This window comes from Mycolicibacterium pallens, from assembly GCF_019456675.1.
Classification (GTDB): Bacteria; Actinomycetota; Actinomycetes; order Mycobacteriales; family Mycobacteriaceae; genus Mycobacterium; species Mycobacterium crocinum.
Genome location: NZ_CP080333.1, coordinates 325648 through 352309, shown reverse-complemented (window position 1 = coordinate 352309; position 26662 = coordinate 325648). Strand labels below are relative to the sequence as shown.

The window sequence follows — 26662 nt, the reverse complement described above, 5'->3', positions numbered from 1 at the left end:
CGTGCAATACTGACCGTCGGGAGATGAGCCGGCCGTCGTAGTCGGGGGATGACCGAGCCGTGGCCGTTCGGAAGTTCGTTCCTGGCCCTGACGTGGTCTCCCATCGAGGACAGCGACACTTTCACCGGCCCGACGCGGAGAACACAACCTGATGGCACCTACCGAACGCCCGACGCAGCAGACGCCCCGTTTCGCGATCATCGGTTACGCGGCACGGCTTCCCGGAGCCGCGGATGCCGACCAGTACTGGGAGGTCCTGCGGGGCGGCCGGGACGCGATCTCGGAGGTCCCCGCCGACCGGTGGGATGTCGAGGAATTCTTCGATTCCGACCCGGACGCGGCGGGCAAGATGGTCACTCGGCGGGCCGGTTTCGTCGACGACGTCACCGGGTTCGACGCACCGTTCTTCGGGGTATCGGCGCGCGAAGCCAACCTGATGGATCCGCAGCACCGCCTGCTGCTGGAGACTTCGTGGCGTGCTGTGGAGCATTCCGGAACTGCGCCAACGACTTTGGCGAATACCAGAACAGGCGTGTTCGTCGGTCTTGCGACTCACGACTTCCTCGGGATGGCATCCGATTCGCTGACCTACCCCGAGATCGAGGCCTACCTGGCGGTCGGTACGTCCAGTGCCGCCGCCGCAGGCCGAATCAGCTACCGGCTGGGGCTGCAAGGCCCCGCGGTCACCGTCGACACAGCGTGCAGCTCATCGTTGGTGGCCATTCACCAGGCCTGCCAGGCGTTGCTCCTCGACGAATGCGACTTGGCCTTGGCCGGCGGCGTCAACGTCATGCTCAGCCCGGCAACCATGATCACGTTCTCGCACTCGCGGATGCTGGCCCCTGACGGCCGGTGCAAGACGTTCGACGCGTCGGCCGACGGCTATGTGCGCGGCGAGGGCTGCGGTGTCATCGCGATCAAGCGCCTCGATGATGCGATCCGCGACGGTGACCACATCCGCGCGGTGATCCGCGGCAGCGCGGTCAACCAGGACGGCGCCTCGGGCGGCTTGACCGTGCCCAACGGTGTGGCCCAGCAGCGTGTCATCGCCGAGGCGCTGGACCGCGCCGGCCTTGCGCCCACCGATATCAACTACCTGGAGGCGCACGGCACCGGGACCTCGCTGGGCGATCCCATCGAGGTTCAGGCCGCGGCCGCCGCACTCGGCAAGGGCCGCAATGCGGATCAACCGCTGCTGATCGGCTCGGCGAAGACCAACATCGGCCACCTCGAGGCGGCCGCGGGTGTGGCCGGCGTCCTCAAGGTCGTCCTGTCGCTCGAGCATTCCGAGCTGCCCCCGCACCTGAACTTCAAGAACCCCTCGCCGCACATCCCCTGGGACCGGATCCCGGTGCAGGTGGTCGACAAGGCCCGCCCGTGGGAGCGCTCCGATCGGCCGCGTATCGCCGGTGTCAGCTCGTTCGGGTTCTCCGGCACCAACGCGCACGTCATCCTCGAAGAGGCACCGGTCACCGACCCCGTGGCCGCCGACGCACAGTCCGACGACCGCCGGTTCGCGGTGCTCCCGCTGTCCGCCCGTACCCCGGCCGCCCTGGTACAGGTCGCGGCGGACTACCGCAGCTGGCTGGGCGAGCACCCGGACGCGACCCTCGCCGACGTGTGCCTCACCGCCGGAGCGGGCCGAGCCCACTTCGAACACCGGGCCGCCCTGGTGGTCAATTCCATTGAGTCCGCTCGTGAATTGCTCGGCGCCCTCGCCGACGACCTGCCCGCCCCGGGTCTGGTGCGCGGTGACTGCGTCGATGCGCCCAAGACCGCCTGGTTGTTCCCCGGCCAGGGCAGTCAGTACGCCGGCATGGCCAGCGAGCTGTTCGAGACCGAACCGGTGTTCGCCGAAACCATGACGCGATGTGCCGAAGCCATCGCCGATGTGCTCGAAAAGCCGTTGCTCGACATTGTCTTTGGAACTGACACCGCCGATGCCGACGGCGCGGAGACGCTGAAGCAGACCCGGTATGCCCAGCCCGCGATCTTCGCGGTCGAGATGGGACTGGCCCGGCTGTGGCAATCATGGGGCTTCGAACCCGACGTGGTGCTCGGGCACAGTGTCGGCCAGTACTCCGCAGCTTGTGTCGCAGGGGTTTTCAGCCTCGAGGACGGTGCCCGACTGCTGGCCGAGCGGGGTCGCCTGTTCGGCGACCTGCCCGCCGGTGGACGGATGTGCGCGGTCTTCGCCGACCCGGACAAGGTCGAGAGCCTGACCGACGAGTTCCCGAGCCTGTCGGTGGCCGCCTACAACGGCGCCAACACGGTGCTGTCGGGACCGGCCGCTGACCTCGAGCGTGCGATCGCCCAACTGTCGGACGACGGGGCGCGCTGCGACTGGCTCGACACCAGCCACGCCTTCCACTCCTCGCTGCTCGACCCGGCGCTGGACGCCTTCGAAACCTATGCCAACGGCTTCGATTTCGCGGCGCCACAGCGCATTCTGGTGTGCAACCGGACCGGGGCCACGCTGGGCCGCAATGCCAAGCTCGACGGCCAGTACTGGCGTCGCCATGCCCGTCAGCCGGTGCAGTTCGCGAAGGGTGTCGCGACGCTGGCCGAACTCGGCTGCGCGCTGCTGCTCGAGGTCGGCCCGCAGCCGGTGCTCACCGCCGCGGCCCTGCGCGCCTGGCCGGATCCGGCGACCGCACCCAAAGCGGTTGCGTCACTGCGTCGTAACGGCGCCGACCACCGCCAACTGACCGAAGCCCTGGCCGGCTCCTACGTGGCCGGGCACGTACCCGACTTCGGCGCGCTGGTGCGCGAGCCCGCCCGCAAGCTCGACCTGCCGACCTATCCGTTCCAGCATCGCCAGTACTGGTACCAGAGCAAGCAGTCGCAGCCGGCCGCCAACGATGCCGCGCGCACCGAGGCCGTCCAGCTGCTCGAGGACGGCCGGATCGAGGAGCTCGCCGCACTGCTCGGTGCGGACGGGACCACGACGACCGCCGAGGTGCTGAGCAAGCTTGCCGCTCAGCACAACCGGCAGCGAAGCGCGCAGTCGATCGCCGACATCCGCTACGAGATCCGCTGGCAGAAGGGGCTGGGTTCCTCGACCGAGGTGGGCGAGGGAGCGGCCTGGCTGCTCATCGGCGATGACACCGCCGTGATGCGCCCACTGGTCGACGCGCTGACCACCAACGGTCACCGGCACCGGGTACTCGGCCTGCCGGTGTCCGACGCCGACGAGGAGCGCCTGGTCGCCGAACTGGCCGCGGCCGTGCAGGACGAGCCGGCGCTGCGCATCCTGCATGTCGCGGCGCTGGACTCCGACGGTGAGTCGTCGATGCGGTCACTGCTGCGGATGCAGCATCGCGTGCTCGGTGGCACCCAACGCCTGTTCCGCGCTGCTGCCGCCGCCGAACTGCGCACACCCATCTGGGTGATCACCCAAGGGGCACAACGCGTCACCGACACCGACACCGTGTCACCCGAGCAGAGCAGCCTGTGGGGATACTGCCGCGTCGCCGCGCTGGAATATCCGCAGCTGTGGGGCGGCCTCGCCGACCTGTCCGGAACCGGTGCCGACGACTGGTCGCGACTGATCAAGCAGGTCGTCGCGGCATCACCCGGTGAAGATCAGATCGCGGTGCGCGACAATGCCGTTCACGTCCCGCGGCTGGTCCGGCGAACCGGCCAACCGAACTCGACCCCGCTGGAATTACGCTCCGACGCAACGTATCTGGTGACCGGTGGGCTCGGCTCACTCGGACTGGAGATCGCCGGATATCTGGCCGCCCACGGCGCCGGCCAGCTGGTGCTGACCAGCCGGCGCGCGCCCGGCGAGGACTCCCAACGTCGCATCGACCTGCTAGCAGAACAGCACGGCTGCACGGTCCGGGTGATCGCGGCCGATGTCGCCGACCCGCACGACGTCGCCCGCCTGCTCGCCACCGTGCAGGCCGAGCTTCCGCCGCTGGCCGGCATCGTCCATGCCGCGGGCGAGAACAGCACCACCCCCCTGAGCTCGCTCGACAGCACCGAAGTCGATCGCGTTTTCTCCGGAAAGGTTTGGGGCGCTTGGTACCTCAGTGAAGCCAGCGCCGATCTGAAGCTGGACTTCTTCCTGTCCACCTCGTCGATCTCGTCGGTGTGGGGCAGCTACGGCCAGAGCGCCTACAGCGCAGCCAACGCCTTCCTCGACGGGTTGACCTGGCGGCTGCGCGAACGCGGCGTCCCGGGCATCAGTGTGAACTTCGGTCCTTGGTCGGCGGGCATGGCCGATCAGGACGCGCGCGCCCAGCTGGACCGACGCGGAATCAAGACCCTGTCGCCCACCGATGCGCTGGCCGGGATGGCCGACGTCATGGCCGCCGACGGCTCCCAGGGACCGGCCGAAGCCGTGGTGGCGCGGATCGATTGGGCCCGTTTCCTGCCCATCTATCTGCAGGCCGGCCGCAGGTCGCTGCTGGCCGAGGTGGCCCGCGAGGTGCCCGAGTCGGTGCCCGCGGCCACGGGGGCCTCGGGCACCACCCGACTGGTCGAACAGCTCACCGCAGCGCCGGTGCAGCAGCGCAAGAAGCTCGTGCTGGAGTACCTGCGCAACACCGTCGCGGAGGTGACCCGCGTCGATGCGTCGGAGGTCCGCGAAGAGGCCGGATTCTTCGACCTCGGTATGGACTCCCTGATGGCCGTCGAACTGCGCCGGCGCCTGGAACAGGCTGTCGGCAAGGAACTTCCGGCCACGCTGGCGATGGACTTCCCACGGCTGACCGATGTCGCGGACTACATCCTCGGTGACGTGCTCAACCTCAACGAGAAGGCGGGCGCGCAGCTTGCGGCCGCCCCGGCCTCGCTGGCGAGCGCGGCGACCGACGAGCCGATCGCGATCATCGCGCTGGCCTGCCGGTTCCCCGGCGCGCCCGATGCCGATGCGTATTGGGATGTGTTGTCCGGGGCGGTGGATGCGATCCGGGAGATCCCCGAAGACCGCTTCGACGTCGACCAGTACTACGACCCCGATCAGCAGACGCCGGGCAAGATCTACACCCGCAGCGGTGGCTATCTGGAGAGCGTCGACGGGTTCGATCCGGAGTTCTTCGGCATCTCGCCGCGGGAAGCGGTGTGGATCGACCCGCAGCAGCGCCTGATGCTCGAAATCGCGTGGGAAGGCCTGGAGCGTGCCGGCTACTCCCCCGCATCGCTGCGCGGCAGCCGCACCGGCGTCTTCGTCGGTGTGGGCGCCAACGAGTACTCCCATCTGCTGTCCGGTGAGTCGGTCGAGAACCTCGAAGCTCACTTCATCACCGGCAACGCGCTCAACGCGATCGCAGGCCGGGTGGCCTTCACCCTGGGCCTGGAAGGCCCGGCGATGGCGGTGGACACCGCGTGCAGCTCGTCGCTGGTCGCCGTCCATCAGGCGACGCAGGCACTTCACTCCGGTGACTGCGATATGGCGCTGGCCGGTGGCGTGAACGTGCTGCTGAGCCCGGCGTCGATCGTCGCCGCGTCGCGCGCGCGGATGCTGGCCCCCGACGGCCGCTGTAAGACCTTCGACGCGTCGGCCGACGGCTACGTGCGCGGTGAGGGCTGCGGCATCCTGGTACTCAAGCGGCTGTCGGATGCACAGCGCGACGGCGACCGGATCGCCGCGGTCATCCGCAGCAGCGCGGTCAACCAGGACGGCGCGTCCAGCGGTTTGACGGTGCCCAATGGTGGTGCGCAACAACGGCTCATCTCCGCCGCACTCACCCGCGCCGGTCTCGGTGGCGGCGACGTCGACTACCTCGAGGCACACGGAACCGGCACCCCGCTGGGTGACCCGATCGAGGTGCAGGCGGCCGCGGCGGTTTACGGCGCCGGTCGCGACTCGGGCCGGCCGCTGCTGATGGGAACGGCCAAGACGAACATCGGGCACCTGGAGTCTGCCGCCGGTGTGGCCGGTCTGATCAAGGTCATCCTGTCGCTGCAGAACGAACTGCTGCCGCAGAACCTGCATTTCCAGAACCCGTCACCGCACATCCCGTGGGACTCGTTGCCGGTCAAGGTGGTTGACGCGCCCACGCCGTGGGTGGCCAACGGCAGGCCGCGCCGCGCGGGTGTCAGCTCGTTCGGCTTCACCGGCACCAACGCCCACGTGCTGCTCGAAGAGGCGCCGCAGCCCGCGCTCGGCGACGACGTCGACGAGCCGGTCGAGGTCGTCGCGCCGGAGCCGGCGCGCGAACCGCTGAGCGTGCTGCCGCTGTCGGCGCGGTCCGGACAGGGCCTGCTGGCACTGGCCCAGCGTTACTCCGACTGGCTCGAAGCGCATCCCGACGCCTCGATCTCCGATGTCGCCTTCACCGCCGGGGCGGGACGCTCGCACTTCGAGCACCGCGCCGCCGTGGTCGCGAACTCGGTGCCCGAGGCCAAGATGCTGCTCGATGATCTGGTCGCGAACCGGCTGCGCCCGGGTGTGCTCCGCGGCGAGTGCACCGACCCGCCGACCACAGCGTGGTTCTTCCCAGGCCAGGGCAGCCAATACCCGGGGATGGCGAAGGAACTGTTCGAGACCGAGCCGGTATTCGCCGACACCCTGCGCCGCTGCGCGCAGGCCGTCGATCCGATGCTGCCGCGTCCGCTACTCGACGTGCTGTTCTCCGGTGAGCGCGAGAACGCGGAAACGTTGCGGCACACGTCGTTTGCCCAGCCGGCGATCTTCGCCGTCGAGATGGGTCTGGCCCGGTTGTGGCAGTCCTGGGGTATCGAACCCGACGTGGTGCTGGGCCACAGCGTCGGCCAGTACGCCGCGGCGTGCGTGGCCGGTGTCTTCAGCCTCGAGGACGGGATCCGGTTGATCGCCGAGCGCGGCCGGTTGTTCGGCAGCCTCCCCGAGGGCGGCCGCATGGTGGCGGTGTTCGCCGATCCCGATTACGTGGAGCGCGCCGCAGCCGGCTTCCCGCGGGTCTCGGTGGGCGCCTACAACGGCCGCAACACCGTGCTGTCGGGTCCGGGCGAGGATCTGGAGCAGATCGTCGCCGCCTGCAGCGAGGACGGCGCCCGATGCACGTGGCTGGAGACCAGCCACGCCTTCCACTCCGAACTGCTGGATCCGGTGCTCGACGAATTCGAGTCGTTCGCAACCCAATTCACCTACGCGGTGCCGACGCGTCCGCTGGTCTGCAACCGGACCGGCGCGGTGCTCACCGCCGAGACCCCGATCAATGCCCAGTACTGGCGGCGGCATTCCCGTCAGCCGGTGCAGTTCACCGAGAGTGTGCGCACGGTCGCGGCGCTGGGCTGCTCGGTGCTGATGGAGATCGGCCCGCAGCCGATCCTGACCGCGGCCGCACTGCAGATCTGGCCGGAGTCCTCGGCCACGCCGCGAGCGATCGTGTCGCTGCGTAAGGGTGCCAACGCTGCGCGCCAGATGACCGAAGCGCTGGCCACCACGTACATCTGTGGGCACCGGCCGGACTTCGCGGCCCGGTTCCACACGTCGGGCCAGCGACTCGAACTGCCGACGTATCCGTTCCAGCGCCGCCGGTATTGGCCGAAGACCTCCGGTATCCGGCCCGATGGCACGGCGGCATCCGGCATTCTGGGCAGCGCCAAGGACCTGGCATCGGGTGACACCGTCTACACCAACGTGCTGTCGGTCAAGACCCAGCCATGGCTGGCCCACCACGTCATCTACGGCACCGTGGTCGTGCCCGGCGCGACATACGCTGCAATGGCGATGGCCGCGGCGGGTGCACCCGCGCGCGTCAAGGAAGTCTTCTTCTACGAGCCGATCATCCTGCCCGACAAGGCGTCTCGCGAGGTGCAGCTGACCCTGCATCCCGTCGACGACGGCTGGAAGTTCCAGGTGCACAGCCGGCCCTACGGCGTTCGCGAGGCCGAGTGGTCGCTGAACTCCGACGGCACCCTGCTGTCCGGTGTCGATCCCGATGCGGAGCCGACGCAGGCTGTGGCTCCGGACGAGGCGATCGAACAGATGAACCGCACCCGCCCGCAGGAACTGTTCGACATCTTCCACGACATGGAACTGGCGTGGGGCCCAACGTGGTCCACCTCGCTCAAGTCGTTGTGGGTCGGCAAGGGCGAGGCGATCGGCGACATCGCGGTCGGCGAGGAGCTCGGCGAGCACCTCGGCAGCGAGCCGATTCACCCGGTGCTCCTCGACCTGTGCACCGGTGTGGCGTTCCCCGCCTTCCCGGCGACGCTGGCTGCCGAGCAGGGGATGACCGACCTGTTCCTGCCGCTGCGGTACGGACAGGTCACCGTGGCCGAGAAGATGCCACGGCGGTTCTACTGCCGTGCCCGCTGGCACGAGAACACCATCAACAACGAAACCCAGGTCTTCGACATCGATTTCCTGGATCGGGACGGTCGGGTGCTCGGCGGGATCGCCGAGTTCACCGTGAAGCGCGCCCCGCGTGAAGCGTTGATGCGTGGACTCGGTGGCGACTCCACCCGCCTGCTGTACAGCCTGGGCTGGCAGGAGATCGCGCCCCCGGCCGCCGACGACGCCGAGAAGACCACGAACGGCACCTGGCTGATCGCCGGCTTCGACGCGCTCGCGGCCGAGGTACCCGGTGCGGTCACGGTCGACGGGGCCACGGATCCACAGTCCTGGCAGCGGGCCTTCGCCGAGGCGGCCGAGCGCGGTACGCCGGTCAGCGGAATCGTCTGGCGCAGTTCCGGACACGCGACCGGGGCGAGCGAAGCGACGGGACAAGGTGGAGCCGACGGCTCGACCGCTGAGCTCGCCGCTCGCCTGGAGGCTCAGATCGCCACCTTCCTCGGCGCTGCGCAGACCGCGCTGGCCGAGGGGAACCACACGCTGGCCGAGGGTCTGTGGATCGTCACCGAACGTGCGGTGGCCACCGAGCCCGGCGAGCCGGTCGATCCGGTGCAGGCCGCCCTGTGGGGATTCGGCCGCACGCTGATCGCCGAGCAGCCGAGCCTGCGGGTTCGTCTGATCGACGGGGACGGTTCCGACGAGTCACTGAGCTGGGTGGCCGGCGCGCTGGGCACGCCAGTCGTCGAGCCGGAAATGGCTGTGCGCCAGGGCCGTTTCCTGGTCTCGAGGCTGCTGCACTGGGCGCGCAACGGCCAGTTGCCGATGCCGCGCAGTGATGACTACGCCTTGGCCCCCACCGAGCGCGGCGCGATCGACAACCTGCGCCTGACCGAGATCGAGGTGACACCGCCGAAGGCCAACGAGGTGCAGGTCCGGATCGAGGCAGCCGGCCTCAACTTCCGCGATGTGCTCAACGTCCTCGGCCTGTACCCGGGCGATCCCGGGCCGATCGGTGGTGACCTGTGTGGTGTGGTCACCGAAATCGGCTCGGAGGTCACCCGATTCGAGGTCGGTCAGCGGGTCTTCGGTTCGATGCAGGGCGCCTTCGCCAGCCGGCTGAACGTGCCTGAGCCGCTGTTGGCGACCGTGCCGGACGGGATCGGCGCGGTGGACGCCGCGACCATCCCCGCTGCGGCGCTGACCGTCCGGCTCGCCTTCGACTGGGCCAAGCTCAAGCCCGGTGACAAGGTGCTGATTCACGCTGCCAGCGGTGGTGTGGGGCTGGCCGCGGTACAGATGGCCCGCGCGCACGGCGCCACCGTGTTCGCCACTGCCAGCAAGTACAAGCGCGCCACCCTGCGGGAGATGGGCGTGGAATACGTCTACGATTCGCGCACAACGGAATTCGCCGATCAGATTCTCGCGGATACCAATGGCGAGGGCGTGGATGTGGTGCTGAACTCCCTAACCAGTGAGGGCTTCGTCGAGGCGACGGTGCGGGCCACCGCCCAGAACGGTCGGTTCGCCGAGATCGCCAAGCGCGATATCTGGACGGCCGAGCAGATGGCGGAACTGCGTCCCGACATCAACTACGAGATCGTCGCGCTCGACGTCACGATGATGACCGACCCGGACCATATCCAGCGACTGATGGTCGAGGTGTCCGACGGGCTGGCCAAGGGCGAATGGACTCCGGTGCCCGCCGAGGTCTACCCGCTGACCGAAGCCAGAACCGCGTTCCGGCGGATGCAGCAGGCGCGCCACATCGGCAAGATCGTGGTCCAGATGCCCAAACCGCTTCAGCCACGCGGTGATCGGAGCTATCTGGTCACCGGTGGTCTGGGTGCGCTGGGCCTGCACACGGCGTCGTATCTGGCTCAGCTCGGCGCCGGTGACATCGTGCTCACCAGCCGTCGGGCTCCGGATGCGGAGGCTCAGCAGGCCGTCGACGCCATCGCCGAGCGGTTCCACTGCCGGATTCACGTCTACTCTGCCGACGTCGGTGTTGAGTCCGAGGTCGTCGAGCTGCTGGACAAGGTCCGGACCGAGTTGCCGCCGCTGGGGGGCGTGGCACACCTGGCCGGTGTGCTCGACGATGCCCTGCTGCCGCAGCAGGATCTCGATCGGTTCCGAACCACGTTGGCGCCCAAGGCCTATGGTGCGCACCATCTGCACCGGCTGACCAAGGATGACGACCTCGAGTTCTTCATCCTGTACTCGTCGGCGTCAGCGGTTCTTGGCTCGCCCGCACAGGGCAACTACGCGACTGCCAACGCGTTGCTCGACGGGCTCGTCGCGCATCGCCGGGCGCAGGGGCTGCCGGCGACCGCTGTCAACTTCGGTCCGTGGGGTCAGGGCGGTATGGCCAGCTCGCAGGCCGCCGTCGCCAACCTCAGCGCCCAGGGCATGATGCCGCTGGAGCCGTCCGCGGCGCTGGCCGCGCTCGGCGAGGCCATCCGGCACGGTGCGGCGCAAGCGACCGTGCTCAAGGCCAACTGGCAGCGGACGGCCAAGGTGCTCGGCGGTATCCGTCCGCCACTGCTGGATCAGGTGCTGCCCAGCGGTGACGGCACGGTGGTCGGTGACAGCGAGCTGCTCCGGCAGCTGCAGGAACTCCCGGTGGCGGCGCGAGCCGGCTTCATCACCGAGTTCCTGCAGAAAGAGGTGCAGGGCTTCCTGCGCCTCGCGCAGCCGCCCGCGGCGTCCAGCCGGTTCCTGGATCTCGGTACCGACTCGCTGATGGCGGTCGAACTGCGCAACCGCTTGTTCGGCCAGTTCGGCGGGAAGTTCGACATCTCCCCGACCGCGGTGTTCGACCATCCGACGATCGGTGAGCTCGCCGAGCATCTGGTCTCCCAGCTGCCGGACGCGGAGTCGGCCTCGGGCGAGGCCGAAGGGCAAGCCGAGCCGGATGCGGCCGCATCTCCGGCCGAAGCGGCAGCCGAGGCCGCACCCCCGTCGGAGGACTGAAAGCGAGCTAGCGCCGTAGCGGTGTGACGAAGATCGCACCGCTACCGGCGTTGCTCGCGTGCTTCGAGTGCTGCTCCATTTGCCCTGTTCAAGGGGCTCTGAGCAGGCCGAAGTTTGAAATTGACGGGAGCGGTAATCCCCCAAACCCACCAGTGGGTTGGTTAGGTGACTGAACTTGCTCACACCGGGTTGATTTCCGGTTACCCGTGGGTATAGTAAGCCGTGTTACTGGTGGGTAACTTAGACCGAAGTACTCAACCACAAAGCCCAAAATTCAGATGACATTCTCGCTGAGGAGGAGCTGTCATGAGCCACTACAAGAGCAACGTCCGCGATCAGGTATTCAACCTGTTCGAGGTCTTTGGTTTCGACAAAGCCCTCGGCGCAGGCGATTACAGCGATCTCGACGCCGACACCGTGCAGGAGATGCTCGGTGAGATGGCCCGGCTGGCCGAGGGCCCGCTGGCGGCGTCCTTCACCGACGGTGACCGCAACCCGCCGGTGTTCGACCCCGAGACGCACACGGTCACCCTTCCCGAGTCGTTCAAGAAGTCGGTGAAGGCTTTCATCGACGGCGGCTGGGACAAGGTCGGCCTCGTCGAGGAGCTCGGCGGCATGCCGATGCCCAAGACTCTGGTGTGGGCCCTGCACGAGCATGTGCTGGGCGCCAACCCCGCGGTCTGGATGTACGCCGGCGGTGCCGGTTTCGCCCAGATCGTCCACAACCTCGGTACCGAGGAGCAGAAGAAGTGGGCCGTCAAGGCTGCCGAGCGCGGCTGGGGCTCCACCATGGTCCTCACCGAGCCGGACGCCGGCTCTGACGTCGGCGCCGGCCGCACCAAGGCCGTCAAGCAGGACGACGGCTCCTGGCACATCGACGGCGTGAAGCGCTTCATCACCTCCGCCGACTCCGACGACCTCTTCGAGAACATCCTGCACCTGGTGCTGGCCCGCCCCGAGGGCGCAGGCCCGGGCACCAAGGGTCTGTCGCTGTTCATCGTGCCGAAGTACCATTTCGACTTCGAGACCGGTGAGCCCGGTGAGCGCAACGGCGTCTTCGTCACCAACGTCGAGCACAAGATGGGCCTGAAGGTCTCGGCCACCTGTGAGCTGACCTTCGGCCAGCACGGCATCCCGGCCAAGGGCTGGCTCGTCGGCGAGGTGCACGAGGGCATCGCGCAGATGTTCGACGTCATCGAGCAGGCCCGAATGATGGTGGGCACCAAGGCTATTGCCACGCTGTCGACCGGCTACCTGAACGCCCTGGAGTACGCCAAGGAGCGCGTGCAGGGTGCCGACCTGACCCAGATGACCGACAAGACCGCGCCGCGCGTGACGATCACCCATCACCCGGATGTTCGTCGCAGCCTGATGACCCAGAAGGCGTACGCCGAGGGCCTGCGGGCGCTGTACCTCTACACCTCCACCTACCAGGACGCCGCGGTCGCCAAGGCCGTGCAGGGTGTCGAGGCCGACCTCGCGGTCAAGGTCAACGACCTGCTGCTCCCGATCGTCAAGGGTGTGGGCTCCGAGCGCGCCTACGAGAAGCTGACCGAGAGCCTGCAGACCTTCGGTGGTTCCGGCTTCCTGCAGGACTACCCGGTCGAGCAGTACATCCGCGACGCCAAGATCGACTCGCTCTACGAGGGCACCACCGCCATCCAGGCGCAGGACTTCTTCTTCCGGAAGATCGTGCGCGACAAGGGTGTTGCGCTGGCGCACGTGGCGGGCCAGATCGACTCCTTCATCACCAACGAGTCGGGCAACGGCCGGCTGAAGTCGGAGCGCGCGCTGCTGGCCAAGGCGCTCGAGGACGTCCAGGCCATGGCTGCCTCGATGACCGCCAACCTGATGGCCGCGCAGGAGGATGCCGCCAGCATCTACAAGGTGGGGCTGGCCTCGGTCCGCTTCCTGATGAGCGTCGGCGACCTCATGATCGGCTGGCTGCTGCAGCGTCAGGCCGCGGTGGCCATCGCGGCGCTCGATGCCGGTGCGACCGGTGCCGACCGCTCGTTCTACGAGGGCAAGATCGCGGTGGCGTCCTTCTTCGCGAAGAACATGCTCCCGCTGCTGACCAGCACTCGTCAGGTGATCGAGACGCTGGACAACGAGATCATGGAGCTCGACGAAGCTGCCTTCTGATCGCCAATTCCCTTTCACGCGAGAGGCCCCCGCAATCCTGCGGGGGCCTACTTGCATTCGGCCTCACGTGTGCCCGGGCGTCACAGCGGGTCGACGCCAATCCGGCCGGCGTCGCTGACATGTTCGGTCCACCGCCCGCCATCCCACCATCGAGACTCGTGGCGGCCCGCCGGATCCGGATGCCACGCACCGGCGGGATGGGTTGCCGCCCTGGCGATGTGGTCGAACAGGGTGTTGATGTTCTTGCCGTTACGACCCCAGTCGACGAGGCCGAATTGCAGCGACGAAATAATGGTCACCTGGACGTCGGTCGGTCCCGGACTCAGGTGAACCGAGACCTTCTCACCCCACGAGTGCAGCGACACATCGGTGGTCATCTCCACGACGCCGGTGGCGGGATCGGCCATTCTGATCATCATCGACGCCGCCATGGCGGCGTCGCACACCGCGCGGAAGACGGCGTCGTAGGCGCCGGGGATGATGCGGGTCTCCAGTTTCGACAGGGCCACGGCCAGGAGTATGCGCCCGGTATCCCCCAAGGGGCTGGCCCTGGCCTTTGGTCACGTTTGGCAGGCGATCTCGCCACAACAGGTAAAGGTCGGGACTTTGGGCCCTGGAAGTCAGCTGGCGATCCGCTACATTACTGGTATGGCGATGCTTGACAGCAACGAGGCAATTCCCGGGCATCCCGCGCCTACCGGCCGAAAGCCGAGCACCGCGGCCCCGCTAGCGAATATTGTCGCGCCTTTCACCAAAACCGCTGGTTACTACGCTCGCTCCTGGGGCGCGTACCTCGACGGTGACAAGGGCGAGTTGCCTGTTGCCCGGCCAACGCTCTCGTTGGCCACCCACGCGCTGCGCGACGAGATCGTGCTGGTCGGACTGCGGTTGCGCCGTCCGCTGAGCGACACGACCGTCTACGACCGGATCAACTCCGAGGTCGTCAAGGCGATCGACTTCTACGGCAAGCGAGGTTGGCTGGCCAGGCCCGAAGGGTTCTTCGCCCAGCCCCCCGCGCCGACCGACGTGAAGATCCGCAGCTTCGGCCGGGGCAACCGCAGGCACGAGCGGCTGTCGTTCGACAGTGGTTACGCGCCGTACGCGAAGGAACCGGGACGTCAGCGCTGGCTGAGCTACACCGGTAACCGGCGCGAGTACGCGTTGATGTTGCGTCACAGCGAGCCGCGTCCCTGGCTGGTGTGCGTGCACGGCACCGAGATGGGCCGTGTGAATCTGGATCTCACGCTGTTCCGGGCGTGGCACCTGCACGAGGCCTTCGGTCTCAACGTCGTGCTACCGGTTCTGCCCATGCACGGCCCGCGTGCCAAAGGACTGCCCAAGGGCGCCGTGTTCCCCGGCGAGGACGTGATGGACGACGTTCACGCCACCGCGCAGGCGGTGTGGGACATCCGCCGCGTGCTGGCCTGGATCCGCCTCCAGCAGCCCGGCGCCAAGATCGGGGTGAACGGCATCTCGCTGGGCGGCTACATCTCGGCGCTCGTCGCCAGCCTCGACGAGGACCTGACGTGTGCCATTCTCGGCGTGCCGCCGGCCAACCTGGTCTCGATCCTGGGTCGGCACGCCGGCCTCAGCATCGACGATCCCCGGCATCGGACACTCGAGTTGGCCGAACCGATCGGGGAGATGATCTCGCCGCTGTCGCTACAACCGAAGGTGGCCCCGCAGGGCCGGTTCATCTACGCCGGCGTCGCCGACCGGATCGTGCACCCGCGTGAGCAGGTGTTGGGATTGTGGGAGCACTGGGGCCGGCCCGACATCGGCTGGTACCGCGGTGGGCACACCGGCTTTTTCCAAGCCCGCCCGGTCCAGCAGTTCGTGGACGCCGCACTCGTGCAATCGGGCCTGGTAGATCAGGGATAGCGGAGAGATTCTCCAGCGGCAATGGGGTCCTCATAGTGACCGCCGCTGGAATCCCCTCTTCTCCAGCGGCGGTCCTTCGTTCACGTCGGCAGGACGTAAACAAAGAGGATGCCCCGTGTTGCCGTCGGGTCGGGGGGTCAGACGGCAACACGGAGCTATCCAGTACATCTGTAGCCCGTACGGGTTCGTTACAAACCCACGGAACTTTTTTTATTTTTTTCTACGCCTCGAGGATCGCGGTCACGCCCTGACCGCCCGCGGCGCAGATGGAGATGAGCCCGCGCACCGGTTGGCCGGTCTCTTTACGCTTCCCTGCCAGCTGTTTTGCCAACTGGGCCACGATCCGCCCGCCGGTCGCGGCGAAGGGGTGGCCGGCGGCCAGCGAGGATCCGTTGACGTTGAGCTTGGAGCGGTCGATCGCACCCAGTGCCGCATCCAGACCGAGGCGCTCCTTGCAGTACTCCTCGGATTCCCAGGCCTGTAGATGAGCCAGCACCACCGACGCGAAGGCCTCGTGAATCTCGTAGAAATCGAAGTCCTGCAAGGTCAGCCCGTTGCGGGCGAGCAGTCGGGGCACCGCGTAGGTGGGCGCCATCAACAGGCCGTCGGGGCCGTTGACGTAGTCGACCGCAGCGGTCTCCGAATCGACGAAGTAGGCCAACGGGGTCAGCGAGTGTGATGTTGCCCACTCTTCGCTGGCGAGCAGTACCACTGAGGCACCGTCGGTGAGCGGGGTGGAGTTGCCGGCCGTCATCGTGGCGTCGCCATTGCGCACGCCGAACACCGGCTTGAGCTTGGCCAGCTTCTCGGCGCTCGAATCGGCGCGCAGATTGTTGTCCCGGTAGAGCCCGAGGAAGGGGCTGACAAGGTCGTCGAAGAAGCCGGCGTCGTAGGCGGCGGCCATATTGCGGTGGCTGGCGGCGGCCAGCTCGTCCTGATCGACACGCTTGATGCCCATCTTCTTGGCGGTGATGGCGGCGTGCTCGCCCATCGACAGCCCGGTGCGCGGCTCGCCGTTGGTCGGGATCTCGATGCCCAGGGAGGCGGGCAGTTTGCCCACCAGCTTGAGCCGGTCGACGTTGGACTTGGACCGCCGCAGCCCCAGCAGCGTGCGACGCAGCTCCTCGCCGAGCCCGATCGGCGCATCGGAGGTGGTGTCGACCCCACCCGCGGCGGCGGCCTCGTAGCGTCCGGCGGCGATCCCGTCGGCGGCGGCAATGGCCGCCTGCAGGCCCGTTCCGCAGGCCTGCTGCAGATCGATCGCCGGGGTGTACGGCGAGAGCTGGCTGCCGAGCACGCTTTCGCGCATCAGGTTGAAGTCGCGGCTGTGCTTGAGCACCGCGCCGCCGATCACCGCACCCAGCCGCTCACCGGCCAGGTCGAACCGATCCACCAGGCCGCCCAGCGCGGCGGTGAACATGTCCTGATTGGACGCCTCCGCGTACGCGCCGTCTGAGCGGGCGAACGGAATGCGGTTGCCGCCGATCACGGCGACCCGGCGACTGTTTCCGGTGTTAGAGGCCACGTCAATCTCCCCTTTGGGTTGGTTTTGGAGGGGGTATACCCAGCCCATACTAAACACGGTCCTTACTCTGGAGTAAGTTCGTTCCCGGTCCACCCGCATCGCAACTCGAAAGGCATGTCCGTGGCTTCCGACCTCTTCTCGCAGATCGTCAACTCAGCGCCCGGCTCTCTGCTGGCCAAGCAGCTCGGCATTCCGCAGCCGGAGACCCTGCGCCGGTACAAGGCCGGTGAGCCGCCACTGGCCGGCTCGCTGCTGATCGGGGGTGAGGGGCGGGTGGTCGAGCCACTGCGCGCCGCACTGGCCGACGACTACGACGTCGTGGCCGACAACCTGGGCGGCCGCTGGGCCGATTCGTTCGGCGGCCTGGTGTTCGACGCCACCGGCATCACCGAACCGGCCGGGCTGCGTGGCCTCTACGAGTTCTTCACCCCGCTGCTGCGCAACCTCGGACCGTCGGGACGCATCGTCGTGGTGGGCACCACGCCGGACCAGGCCGGCAGCCCACACGAGCGCATCGCACAGCGCGCCCTCGAAGGATTCACCCGCTCACTGGGCAAGGAGGTGCGCCACGGCGCCACCGTCTCGCTCGTCTATCTGTCGCCGGCCGCCAAGCCCGCCGCGACAGGCCTGGAGTCGACGCTGCGCTTCCTGCTGTCGGGCAAGTCCGCCTACGTCGACGGGCAGGTCTTCTACGTGGGCGCTGACGACTCCACCCCGCCCGCCGACTGGGACAAGCCGCTCGACGGCAAGGTCGCGATCGTCACGGGCGCGGCCCGTGGCATCGGTGCCACGATCGCCGAGGTGTTCGCCCGCGACGGCGCCAAGGTCGTTGCGATCGATGTCGAATCCGCGCGTGACGCGCTCGGTGAGACGGCGGCGAAAGTGGGTGGCACTGCCCTGCCGCTGGATGTCACCGCCGAGGACGCCGTGCAGAAGATCACCGACCACCTGCGCGAGCACTATGACGGCCACGCCGACATCCTGGTCAACAACGCAGGCATCACCCGCGACAAGCTGCTGGCCAACATGGACGACGCCCGCTGGGATGCGGTGGTCGCGGTGAATCTGCTTGCTCCGCAGCGTCTTACCGAAGGCTTGATCGAGAACGGCAGCATCGGTCAGGGTGGCCGGGTGATCGGCCTTTCGTCGATGGCCGGCATCGCGGGCAACCGCGGCCAGACCAACTACGCGGCCACCAAGGCAGGCATGATCGGTCTCACCGAGGCGCTCGCGCCCTCGCTGGCCGAGAAGGGCATCACGATCAACGCCGTCGCACCCGGATTCATCGAGACCGCGATGACCGCCGCGATCCCGCTGGCCACCCGCGAGGTCGGCCGCCGGCTGAACTCGCTGTATCAGGGCGGCAAGCCGGTCGACGTCGCCGAGACCATCGCCTATTTCGCCAGCCCGGCGTCGAATGCCGTGACCGGCAACACGATCCGAGTCTGCGGCCAGGCCATGCTGGGAGCCTAAGGTGAGCACTGTGACCGAACAGCCGAGCGGACTGCGCAACATGCTGCGCGCCGCGGCGGGCTCGCTGCCGTTCATCCCGCGCGGCGACCATCTGCCCAACCGCACCCTGACCGTCGAGGACTTGTCCATCGACCCGTCGAACGTCGCCGCCTACGCGTCGGTCACGGGCCTGCGCTTCGGCGACACCGTGCCGCTGACCTACCCGTTCGTGCTGACGTTTCCGACCGTGATGGCGCTGATCACCGGGTTCGACTTCCCGTTCGCGGCCATGGGTGCGGTGCACGTGGAGAACGAGATCACCCGGTACCGTCCGATCGCGGTCACCGACACCGTCAACCTGAAGGTGCACGCCGAGAATCTTCGCGAGCACCGCAAGGGTCTGCTGGTCGATGTCGTCGCCGACATCCACGTCGGCAACGAACGCGCCTGGCATCAGGTCACCACGTTCCTGCACCAGCAGCGCACCAGCCTGTCCGGCGGGCCCAAAGCCGAGCCGCCCAAGCGGCCGAAACTACCGCCACCCAATACGATTCTGCGGATCAGCCCCGGCCAGATCCGGCGGTACGCGTCGATCGGCGGCGACCACAATCCGATCCACACCACCCCGATCGGGGCCAAGCTGTTCGGTTTCCCCACCGTGATCGCCCACGGCATGTTCAGTGCGGCAGCGGTTTTGGCCAATATCGAGGCACAGATCCCCGATGCCGTGCGCTACTCGGTGAAGTTCGGCAAGCCCGTCATCCTGCCCGCGACCGCCGGGCTCTACATCGACCGGGTCTCCGACGGCTGGGACATTGCGATGCGCAACCTGTCGAAGGGCTACCCGCACCTCACCGGAACGGTTCGCGGACTCTAGCGTTCAGGCCGTCAACACCTGGCGCGTGCAGCGTCGCGGGCAGAGCACACCGGTGCGAATCCGCGAGGTGCGCACTGGGCTCGAGCCGAAAACTCCTCGGCTGCGGGCCGTTTCGGTGATCACGTCGAAGGGCGCGAAGCCGAAGTCGTAGACGTACAGTCGCCCGCCCGGCCGCAGCACCCGGGCGAGTTCCGGAACCGCCGCCGCGGGGTCGTCCCAATGGTGCGAACTGAAGGACGAGACCACCAGATCGAAAGCGCCTGCGGCGAAAGGTAAGTCGACGACATCGCCCTGCTGAGCCGTCGCGCGGCCGCCGAACTCGCTCAGATTTCGTTGGGCGGCACTGACCATGTCCGCCGACAGATCGACCCCCACGAGGTGCAGATCTGGCCTCCGCCGAGCCAGTTCGGTGAGCAGGACTCCCGGGCCGGTTCCCACGTCCAGAACGTCCGCGCCGTCGGGCAGCACATCGACCAGATCGTCGGCGATCCGGGCGTACAAGCCCCGCAAGAGGGTGCGTGCCGTTCTGTCGTAGATTCGGCTGCCTCGGCCTGCGAAGACACCCGGGAGGTTTCGGTGATGGTGGACTCGCATCGCGTCTCCTAATGGTTGTACGAAGCAACTATTGGCGACGCTACGCCCTATAGTTGTCTGGCACAACCGTTCAACGTGAGGAACCGACATGATGCGCGGCGACGCCGATCATCTCCATGCGCTGTTCATGGATCTGGTGCGGGTGGCTGGGCTGTTGCATCCCGACCAGGACATTCCCGGATATCCGATCTCGATGTCGCAAGCGTTCGCCATCCACGAACTCGATGTCGACGTGCCGCTGTCCCAGCGGGAACTGGCCAACCGGCTGATGCTGGAGAAGAGCACGGTCAGCCGGATGATCGCCGACCTCGAGCGTCAGGGGCTGGTCATGCGCGAACGCGACCCGGCGAACCGGCGCACCAACCGACTGCGGCTCACCGATGCAGGCCGCGGGCTACACGGGCAGGTCGCCGCCAACTTCGGTGCGCAGTTCCACCAGTGGACGGCCGCGCTGAGCGAGGCCGAATCCCAGGCCCTCATGGTGGGATTGCCCGCGCTGATCCGCGTCGTCCGCGACAACAGCGCGGAATGGGTCAACCGGCGGTGACCGAGGTGGTCTCTTTGTCGGACGGCGCACCTTTGAGGCCGCGCCAGAACAGGTTGATCAACATGTCGGCGGCCTCGTCGACGTCGGCGTCGCCGGCGCTGACCCGTGTCGCGACGGCCTCGCCGGCACCCACCAAGGCAACCGCCATCATGTGAAAGTCGGTGCCGGGCTCGGGATTTCGGGTGCCGGCCTCCAAGAGTCGGGCGACCATGTCGATGATCTTCTCGCGGCCCTCGCGGACGGTGTGCGCGAATGCCTGCGAGCTGGTGGCCTGGGTGTAGAGCACGATCCACGAGGCCCGATTGGCGTCGATGTACTGCAGCACCGACAGAATGACGCTGCGCAACAGGTCATGTGGGCTCTGCTTGAGGTCGATGTCCTCACGCACCGCTTCGATGAAGCGGCTCAGTTCACGGGCCAGGCAGGCCCCGAACAGTTCTTCCTTGGACCCGTAGTACAGATACAGCATCGGCTTGGAGATCTGCGCCTCGCCGGCGATGACGTCCATCGACGTCTCGTGATAGCCGTTGACCGAGAACATCTGCACAGCGGCGTCGAGCATCTGCTGCTCCCGCACGGCACGGGGCAACCGCTTGGTGCCACCCGCCATATCACCGCCCTTCGCCAGTTCGTCTATCCAGGCTAACCGCCGCAGCGGGGACTTTGGCCTTTCAAACGCGCCATTCGCAGTACCGAAGTTTCTATCGCCGGCAACGACAACTCACCGGCGTTGACCGCTTTCTCCAGCCGGTCGAGCACCGCGGGCACCTCATCGGTGGTCACCCACAGCGCCACATCGGTACCGGCCTGCAGGCTGCGCAGAACCGCCTCCGCAACGCCGTACCGGTCGGCGATGGCCGCCATGCTGGACAGGTCGTCGCTGAAAACCGGTCCGTCGAAGCCAGGTCCGCCGTAACCGCCGCTGCGCAGCAGGCCCACCGCCGCGGCGCTCAGGCTGGCCGGCGTCGTCCCGGTGAGCCCCGGCACCTCGAGGTGGCCGACCATCACCGCGACGGGCGCCTCGGTCGTCAGCGTGCGATACGGAACCAGGTCGTTGTTCTTCAAATCGTCCAACGATGGGGTGGTGACCGCTCCGGCGGTGTGCGAGTCGCCCGACCCATGCCCGTGTCCGGGGAAGTGCTTGAGGACCGGGAGCAGGCCGGCATCCCGCAGGCCGCGGGCGTACGCGCCGGCGTACTCGGTGACCTTCGCCGGATCGTTGGAGAACGACCGATCGCCGATCACGGTGTCGTCGGCGGCGTCGGTGACGTCGACGACGGGCGCGAAGTCGATGGTGATGCCGAGATCGTGCATCTTGCGGCCGCGGTCGAGGGCCTGCTGGTACACCTGCTCGGGGGTCTGGGTCTGGGCCAGCACCCGCGCCGACGGGGCGTCGCCGATCAGCTTGGCCAGCCGCTCGACCCGGCCGCCCTCTTCGTCGACGCTGACGGCCAGCGGCAGCGGTCCGGCGTTGGCGTAGTCGGCCAGCGAGCCGTCGGTCAGCATCGTCAGGTCGGTCCAGCTGCCGACGAAGACGCCACCGACGTGATAGGTCTCCACCACGGCGCGCGCGTCGGCGGCGCTCTTGACCCCGACCATCAGCACCTGCGCGAGCTTGTCGCGGGTCGACATCGAGCCCACCAACTCCGGGCCGGATCCGCAGGCGGGTGGCGCCGGGGTGCCGGGCGCCGGCACCGGGCCGGCCAACGGCACCGTGCTTGCCGACGACGGCGCACTGACCGGCGCCGATGACGAGGCGGCCGGGCGTTGCGTAGTACTTGAGCAGCCGAGCAGCACCAGTGGGAGTGCCGACAGGGCCGCGATTCCACGAACCGAGAACAGGTGGGTGGGCATTCGCACATGCTGTCATGGCCCTCGCCGGGGGCCAACCAAGGTTGGCCGCATGCTAGGTTGGCCAGCGGGTATTCACCCGGTGACACGGCGGGTCCTCACTCGATGATCCGCACCGCCCCAGCACCTGCGAGGAGAAGCGACCATGACCCGGTTCGTGGTTCCTGCCGCCGCCAGCATCGTGGTCGGATTGCTGCTCGGGGCCGCCGCGATCTTCGGCGTGACGTTGATGATCCAGCAGGACACCAAGCCGCCGCTCTCGCCCGGCGACCCGGCATCGTCGGTGCTGAACCGCGTCGAGTACGGCAACCGCGGCTAGCCTGAGCACGCTCGCCGCCGCCTCCCCCGCGGTCACGGAGGCGCCCATCACGACCCCGCCGCTCTCGCGGCGCTGGCTCCCGTTCGTCTTCCTCATCGCGCTGATACTGACCTTCGCGCAGTCGCCGGGGATGATCTCGCCGGACACCAAGCTCGACCTGACCGCCAACCCACTGCGCTTCCTGGCCCGCGCGGCGAACCTGTGGAACAGCGACCTGCCGTTCGGGCAGGCGCAGAACCAGGCGTACGGCTACCTCTTCCCGCACGGGGCGTTCTTCCTGCTCGGTGACACGCTCGGACTGCCCGGCTGGGTCACTCAGCGGCTCTGGTGGGCACTGCTGCTGGCCGCCGGTTTCTGGGGCCTGCTGCGGGTTGCCGAGGCTCTGGGCATCGGAACCCGCCCATCGCGGATCATCGCCGCCGTCGCGTTCGCCCTGTCACCGCGGGTGCTGACGACGCTGGGTTCGATCTCGTCGGAGACGCTGCCGATGATGCTCGCGCCATGGGTGCTGCTGCCGGTGATCCTCGCTCTGCGCGGTGGTGAGGGCAGGTCGCTGCGGATGCTGGCCGGCCGGGCCGGGCTGGCGTTGGCGTTGATGGGCGCGGTGAATGCGGTCGCAACGCTCACCGGCTGCCTACCGGCCATCATCTGGTGGCTGTGCCACCGGCCCAACCGGGTGTGGCTGAGGTTCAGCGCGCGGTGGCTGCTGGCCTCGGCGCTGGCGGTCACCTGGTGGGTGGTCGCCCTGCTACTGCTCGGCCGGATCAGCCCGCCGTTCCTGGATTTCATCGAGTCCTCCGGAGTCACCACGCAGTGGGCGTCGCTGACCGAGATGCTGCGCGGCACCGACAGCTGGACACCGTTCGTCTCACCGAACGCCACCGCGGCCGCCGAGCTGGTGACCCAGCCGGCGATGGTGCTGGCCACCACGCTGGTCGCCGCAGGCGGAATGGCAGGGCTGGCGCTGCGGACGATGCCGGCCCGCGGGCGACTCATCACCATGCTGCTGATCGGTGTCGTGCTCCTCGGCCTGGGCTACTCCGGCGGACTGGGCTCCCCGGTGGCACATCAGGTGCAGGCCTTCCTCGACGCGGCGGGCGCACCACTGCGCAACGTGCACAAGCTCGAGCCGGTCATCCGCCTCCCGTTGGTGCTGGGGCTCGCGCATCTGCTGAGCCGAATCCCATTGCCCGGCAGCGCACCCCGGCCGGTGTGGGTCCGGGCGTTCGCACATCCCGAGAACGACAAACGCGTGGCGGTCGGCATCGTCGTCATGGCCGCGCTGATGGTGGCCACGTCGATGGCCTGGACCGGTCGGCTCACCCCGCCGGGTGCGTTCCGTGCGATCCCCGACTACTGGCATCAGGCGGCGGACTGGCTGACCGAGCACAACACCGGCCAGCCCGCGCCGGGCCGGGTGCTGGTGGTCCCCGGTGCACCGTTCGCCACTCAGGTGTGGGGCAACAGCCATGACGAACCGCTGCAGGTGCTCGGCGAAAGCCCCTGGGGCGTCCGAGATTCCATCCCGCTGACCCCGCCGCAGACAATTCGGGCGCTGGATTCGGTGCAGCGACTGTTCGCCGCAGGCCGACCGTCGGCGGGGTTGGCCGACACCCTCGCCCGCCAAGGCATCTCCTACGTCGTGGTGCGTAACGACCTCGATCCGGACAAGTCGCGATCAGCGCGCCCGCTGCTGGTGCATCGCGCCATCGACGGGTCACCCGGCCTGCAGAAGGTGGCGCAGTTCGGCGATCCGGTGGGACCGGGCACCCTGGACGGGTTCATCAGCGACAGCGGGCTACGCCCGCGCTACCCCGCCGTCGAGATCTATCACGTTGGTGCACAGGGGAATCCGGGCGCACCATACCTGACCGACGCCAGCCGCATGGCCCGGATCGACGGCGGCCCCGAGTCACTGCTGCGCATCGACGAGCGCAGACGCCTGCTCGGCCAACCGCCGCTCGGCCCGATGCTGCTGACCTCCGACGCCCAGCGCGCCGGACTTCCCGCACCGGTCGTGACCGTCACCGACACCCCTGTCGACCGGGAGACCGACTACGGCCGGGTCGATGACCACTCGTCGGCGGCCAGGGCAGTGGGCGATCACCGCAACACGTTCAACCGGGTGCCCGACTATCCGGTGCCCGGCGCGCGGCCGGTGCACGGCGCGTGGACCGGCGGACGGCTGTCCGCGTCGAGTTCCTCGTCGGATGCCACCGCGCTGCCGAACGTCGCACCGGCCAGCGGACCGGCCGCCGCCATCGACGGCGACTCGGCCACCGCGTGGGTGTCGAACTCGCTGCAGGCCGCGGTCGGCCAGTGGCTGCAGGTCGACTTCGATCGCCCGGTCACCAACGCGACGCTGACGATCACCCCGAGCGCCACCGCGGTCGGGGCCCAGGTCCGCCGGTTGCAGGTGTCCACCGAAAACGGCACCACCACAGTGCGTTTCGACGAGCCGGGCAAACCGCTGACGGTGGCCCTGCCGTACGGGGAGTCGCCGTGGGTGCGAATCACCGCGGTCGGCACCGACGACGGTTCGTCCGGGGTGCAGTTCGGCATCACCGACCTGTCGGTCACCCAGTTCGACGCCTCCGGCTTCGCCCATCCCGTCGACATCCGGCACAGCGTCGTCGTTCCGGCGCCGCCCGCCGGATCTTCGGTCGCCGCGTGGGATCTGGGGTCCGAACTACTCGGCAGGCAGGGCTGCGCCGATTCCCCCGACGGTGTGCACTGCGCGGCGTCGATGTCGCTGGCCCCCGAGGAGCCGGTCACCTTGAGCCGCACGCTGACCGTGCCCAAGGCGATCGACGTCAAACCCGTCGTCTGGGTGCGCGCCCGGCAGGGTCCGCACCTCGCGGATCTCATCGCCCAGCCGGGCACGGTCCGATCGCGCACCGACGCCGATCTGATCGACGTCGACGGATCGGCCTACGCGGCCACCGATGGTGACCCGCGCACCTCGTGGACCGCACCGCAGAGTGTGGTGCAGCACCGCAGTGCCCCCACTCTGACGGTGACGCTGCCGAAGCCGACCGAGGTCACCGGGCTGGTGCTGACCCCGAGTTCCTCGCAGCTGCCCACCCATCCGACGATGGTCGCGATCGATTTGGGCGACGGGCCGCAGGTTCGCCGGCTCGACGGCGGTACCCAGTCCGTGGCTCTACATCCACGACTCACCGATACCGTCCGGATCAGCTTGCTGAACTGGAATGACGTGATCGACCGCACCGCACTGGGTTTCGACCAGCTCAAGCCGCCCGGCCTGGCCGAGGTCGGGGTACTGGGTCCGGACGGTAAGCCCGTCGCGGCCGCCGACGCTGCCGCCAACCGCACCCGCACCATCGAGATACCCTGCGGTCAGGGTCCGATCGTGGCGGTCTCGGGTCGGTTCGTGCAGACCTCGGTGACGACCACCGTCGGTGCGCTGCTGGACGGTGAACCGGTGCCGGCCCGCGCATGCGACCCGACGCCGATCGCCCTGCCGGCCGGTACCCAGGAGCTGCTGATCAGCCCGGGCTCAGCGTTCGTCGTCGACGGGGCCCAGCTATCCGGCCCGTTGGCGAATCAAATCACCACCGCGGCAACGACTCCCGCCGATGTCACCCGGTGGGGTGCCGACCGCAGGGAAATCAACGTGAGCCGGGCGCCCACCCCGCGGGTGCTGGTGGTCCCGGAAAGCGTGAACCCGGGCTGGGTGGCCCACCTACCCGACGGGGTGACGCTGACACCGGTGATCGTCAACGGCTGGCAGCAGGGCTGGGTGGTGCCCGCCGGTGAACAGGGCGCCATCACGATCAGCTTCCCGTCGAACCGGGCCTACCGGCTCGGTCTTGCCGTCGGCCTGTCCCTGCTGCCGTTGCTCCTGCTGCTGGCGCTGGTACCGCCGCGCCGCACGCCGGCCACCTGGGAACCGGCCCGGCCGTGGGCGCTGACGGTGCTGGCGGGCGCGGGAGTGTTAACCGCCGGCGCACTGATTGCCGGCGTCGGCGGCCTTGCCGTGTTCGGGATCGCCATGGCGCTCGGCTACCTGCTCCGCCGCCGGGACCGAGTGCGCGACCGGGTGACCCTGGCGGCTAGTGCCTGCGGGTTGATCGCCGCGGGGGCGTTGCTGTCGCGCTACCCGTGGCGGTCGGTCGACGGCTACATCGGCCACTCCCCGTGGGTGCAGCTGCTGGCACTGGTCGCGGTAGGCGCGCTGGCCGCCTCGGCCGTCCGTCGCCGACAGCCTCGAACTGACGAAAACCCCGACGCCACAAGCATTTCCCATTAGG

Annotated in this window: 13 protein-coding genes; 8 read left to right on the top strand and 5 right to left on the bottom strand. The window is 68.3% G+C overall.

What is annotated here, in order from left to right; all coding sequences use genetic code 11:
* The first annotated feature begins 151 nt into the window (after positions 1-151).
* Both K0O64_RS01640 and K0O64_RS01635 read left to right on the top strand, forming a co-directional pair.
* Complete coding sequence (locus tag K0O64_RS01640) at positions 152-11200, top strand: type I polyketide synthase (protein ID WP_220045959.1); 11049 nt, start codon at positions 152-154, stop codon at positions 11198-11200.
* Positions 11201-11506: 306 nt separating this feature from the next.
* Positions 11507-13342 carry an acyl-CoA dehydrogenase gene (locus K0O64_RS01635; RefSeq protein WP_096309612.1) on the top strand — a complete coding sequence of 612 codons (1836 nt, stop codon included), beginning with the start codon at positions 11507-11509 and terminating at the stop codon, positions 13340-13342.
* Between the two features lie 80 nt (positions 13343-13422).
* Here K0O64_RS01635 and K0O64_RS01630 read toward each other — a convergent pair whose 3' ends face one another.
* Positions 13423-13851 carry a DUF2510 domain-containing protein gene (locus tag K0O64_RS01630; RefSeq protein WP_225933598.1) on the bottom strand — a complete coding sequence of 143 codons (429 nt, stop codon included), beginning with the start codon at positions 13849-13851 and terminating at the stop codon, positions 13423-13425.
* Positions 13852-13996: 145 nt separating this feature from the next.
* Here K0O64_RS01630 and K0O64_RS01625 point away from each other — a divergent pair, with 145 nt between their 5' ends.
* Positions 13997-15223: an alpha/beta hydrolase family protein gene (locus K0O64_RS01625; protein ID WP_220046460.1), complete on the top strand. Its 1227-nt coding sequence runs from the start codon at positions 13997-13999 to the stop codon at positions 15221-15223.
* Positions 15224-15443: 220 nt separating this feature from the next.
* Here K0O64_RS01625 and K0O64_RS01620 read toward each other — a convergent pair whose 3' ends face one another.
* Positions 15444-16748, bottom strand: coding sequence for an acetyl-CoA C-acetyltransferase (locus tag K0O64_RS01620; RefSeq protein ID WP_096309611.1), 1305 nt, complete (start codon positions 16746-16748; stop codon positions 15444-15446).
* A gap of 120 nt (positions 16749-16868) precedes the next feature.
* Here K0O64_RS01620 and K0O64_RS01615 point away from each other — a divergent pair, with 120 nt between their 5' ends.
* Both K0O64_RS01615 and K0O64_RS01610 read left to right on the top strand, forming a co-directional pair.
* Positions 16869-18221, top strand: a complete 1353-nt coding sequence (locus K0O64_RS01615) for a 3-oxoacyl-ACP reductase (RefSeq protein WP_225933597.1) — start codon at positions 16869-16871, stop codon at positions 18219-18221.
* 10 nt (positions 18222-18231) lie between these two features.
* Positions 18232-19077, top strand: a complete 846-nt coding sequence (locus tag K0O64_RS01610) for a MaoC/PaaZ C-terminal domain-containing protein (protein WP_275085013.1) — start codon at positions 18232-18234, stop codon at positions 19075-19077.
* 3 nt (positions 19078-19080) lie between these two features.
* Here K0O64_RS01610 and K0O64_RS01605 read toward each other — a convergent pair whose 3' ends face one another.
* The gene (locus K0O64_RS01605) at positions 19081-19671 is read right to left on the bottom strand and encodes a class I SAM-dependent methyltransferase (RefSeq protein ID WP_220045956.1); all 591 of its coding nucleotides are present in this window, start codon (positions 19669-19671) and stop codon (positions 19081-19083) included.
* 88 nt (positions 19672-19759) lie between these two features.
* Between K0O64_RS01605 and K0O64_RS01600 the strand changes: the two genes are divergently transcribed.
* Positions 19760-20218: a MarR family winged helix-turn-helix transcriptional regulator gene (locus K0O64_RS01600; RefSeq protein ID WP_220045955.1), complete on the top strand. Its 459-nt coding sequence runs from the start codon at positions 19760-19762 to the stop codon at positions 20216-20218.
* Here K0O64_RS01600 and K0O64_RS01595 read toward each other — a convergent pair.
* Together K0O64_RS01595 and K0O64_RS01590 are read right to left on the bottom strand one after the other, a co-directional pair.
* Positions 20205-20828: a TetR/AcrR family transcriptional regulator gene (locus K0O64_RS01595; RefSeq protein WP_071948069.1), complete on the bottom strand. Its 624-nt coding sequence runs from the start codon at positions 20826-20828 to the stop codon at positions 20205-20207. The two genes, K0O64_RS01600 and K0O64_RS01595, sit on opposite strands and share 14 nt — an antisense overlap.
* 32 nt (positions 20829-20860) lie before the next feature.
* Entirely contained in the window at positions 20861-22072 is a 1212-nt protein-coding gene (locus tag K0O64_RS01590) for a glycoside hydrolase family 3 N-terminal domain-containing protein (protein ID WP_220045954.1), read from the bottom strand.
* Between the two features lie 142 nt (positions 22073-22214).
* Here K0O64_RS01590 and K0O64_RS01585 point away from each other — a divergent pair, with 142 nt between their 5' ends.
* Complete coding sequence (locus tag K0O64_RS01585) at positions 22215-22388, top strand: DUF2613 domain-containing protein (RefSeq protein ID WP_071948071.1); 174 nt, start codon at positions 22215-22217, stop codon at positions 22386-22388.
* Between the two features lie 46 nt (positions 22389-22434).
* On the top strand, positions 22435-26661 hold the full coding sequence (locus K0O64_RS01580) for an alpha-(1->3)-arabinofuranosyltransferase (protein WP_220046458.1): 4227 nt from the start codon (positions 22435-22437) through the stop codon (positions 26659-26661).
* Position 26662: the final 1 nt, after the last annotated feature.

Bases quoted from the DNA above. Each gene is read 5' to 3' on its own strand.
- K0O64_RS01640 (WP_220045959.1), top strand. From the start codon at position 152: ATGGCACCTACCGAACGCCCGACGCAGCAGACGCCCCGTTTCGCGATC.
- K0O64_RS01635 (WP_096309612.1), top strand. From the start codon at position 11,507: ATGAGCCACTACAAGAGCAACGTCCGCGATCAGGTATTCAACCTGTTC.
- K0O64_RS01625 (WP_220046460.1), top strand. From the start codon at position 13,997: ATGCTTGACAGCAACGAGGCAATTCCCGGGCATCCCGCGCCTACCGGC.
- K0O64_RS01605 (WP_220045956.1), bottom strand. From the start codon at position 19,671: ATGCGAGTCCACCATCACCGAAACCTCCCGGGTGTCTTCGCAGGCCGA.
- K0O64_RS01600 (WP_220045955.1), top strand. From the start codon at position 19,760: ATGATGCGCGGCGACGCCGATCATCTCCATGCGCTGTTCATGGATCTG.
- K0O64_RS01595 (WP_071948069.1), bottom strand. From the start codon at position 20,828: ATGGCGGGTGGCACCAAGCGGTTGCCCCGTGCCGTGCGGGAGCAGCAG.
- K0O64_RS01590 (WP_220045954.1), bottom strand. From the start codon at position 22,072: ATGCCCACCCACCTGTTCTCGGTTCGTGGAATCGCGGCCCTGTCGGCA.
- K0O64_RS01585 (WP_071948071.1), top strand. From the start codon at position 22,215: ATGACCCGGTTCGTGGTTCCTGCCGCCGCCAGCATCGTGGTCGGATTG.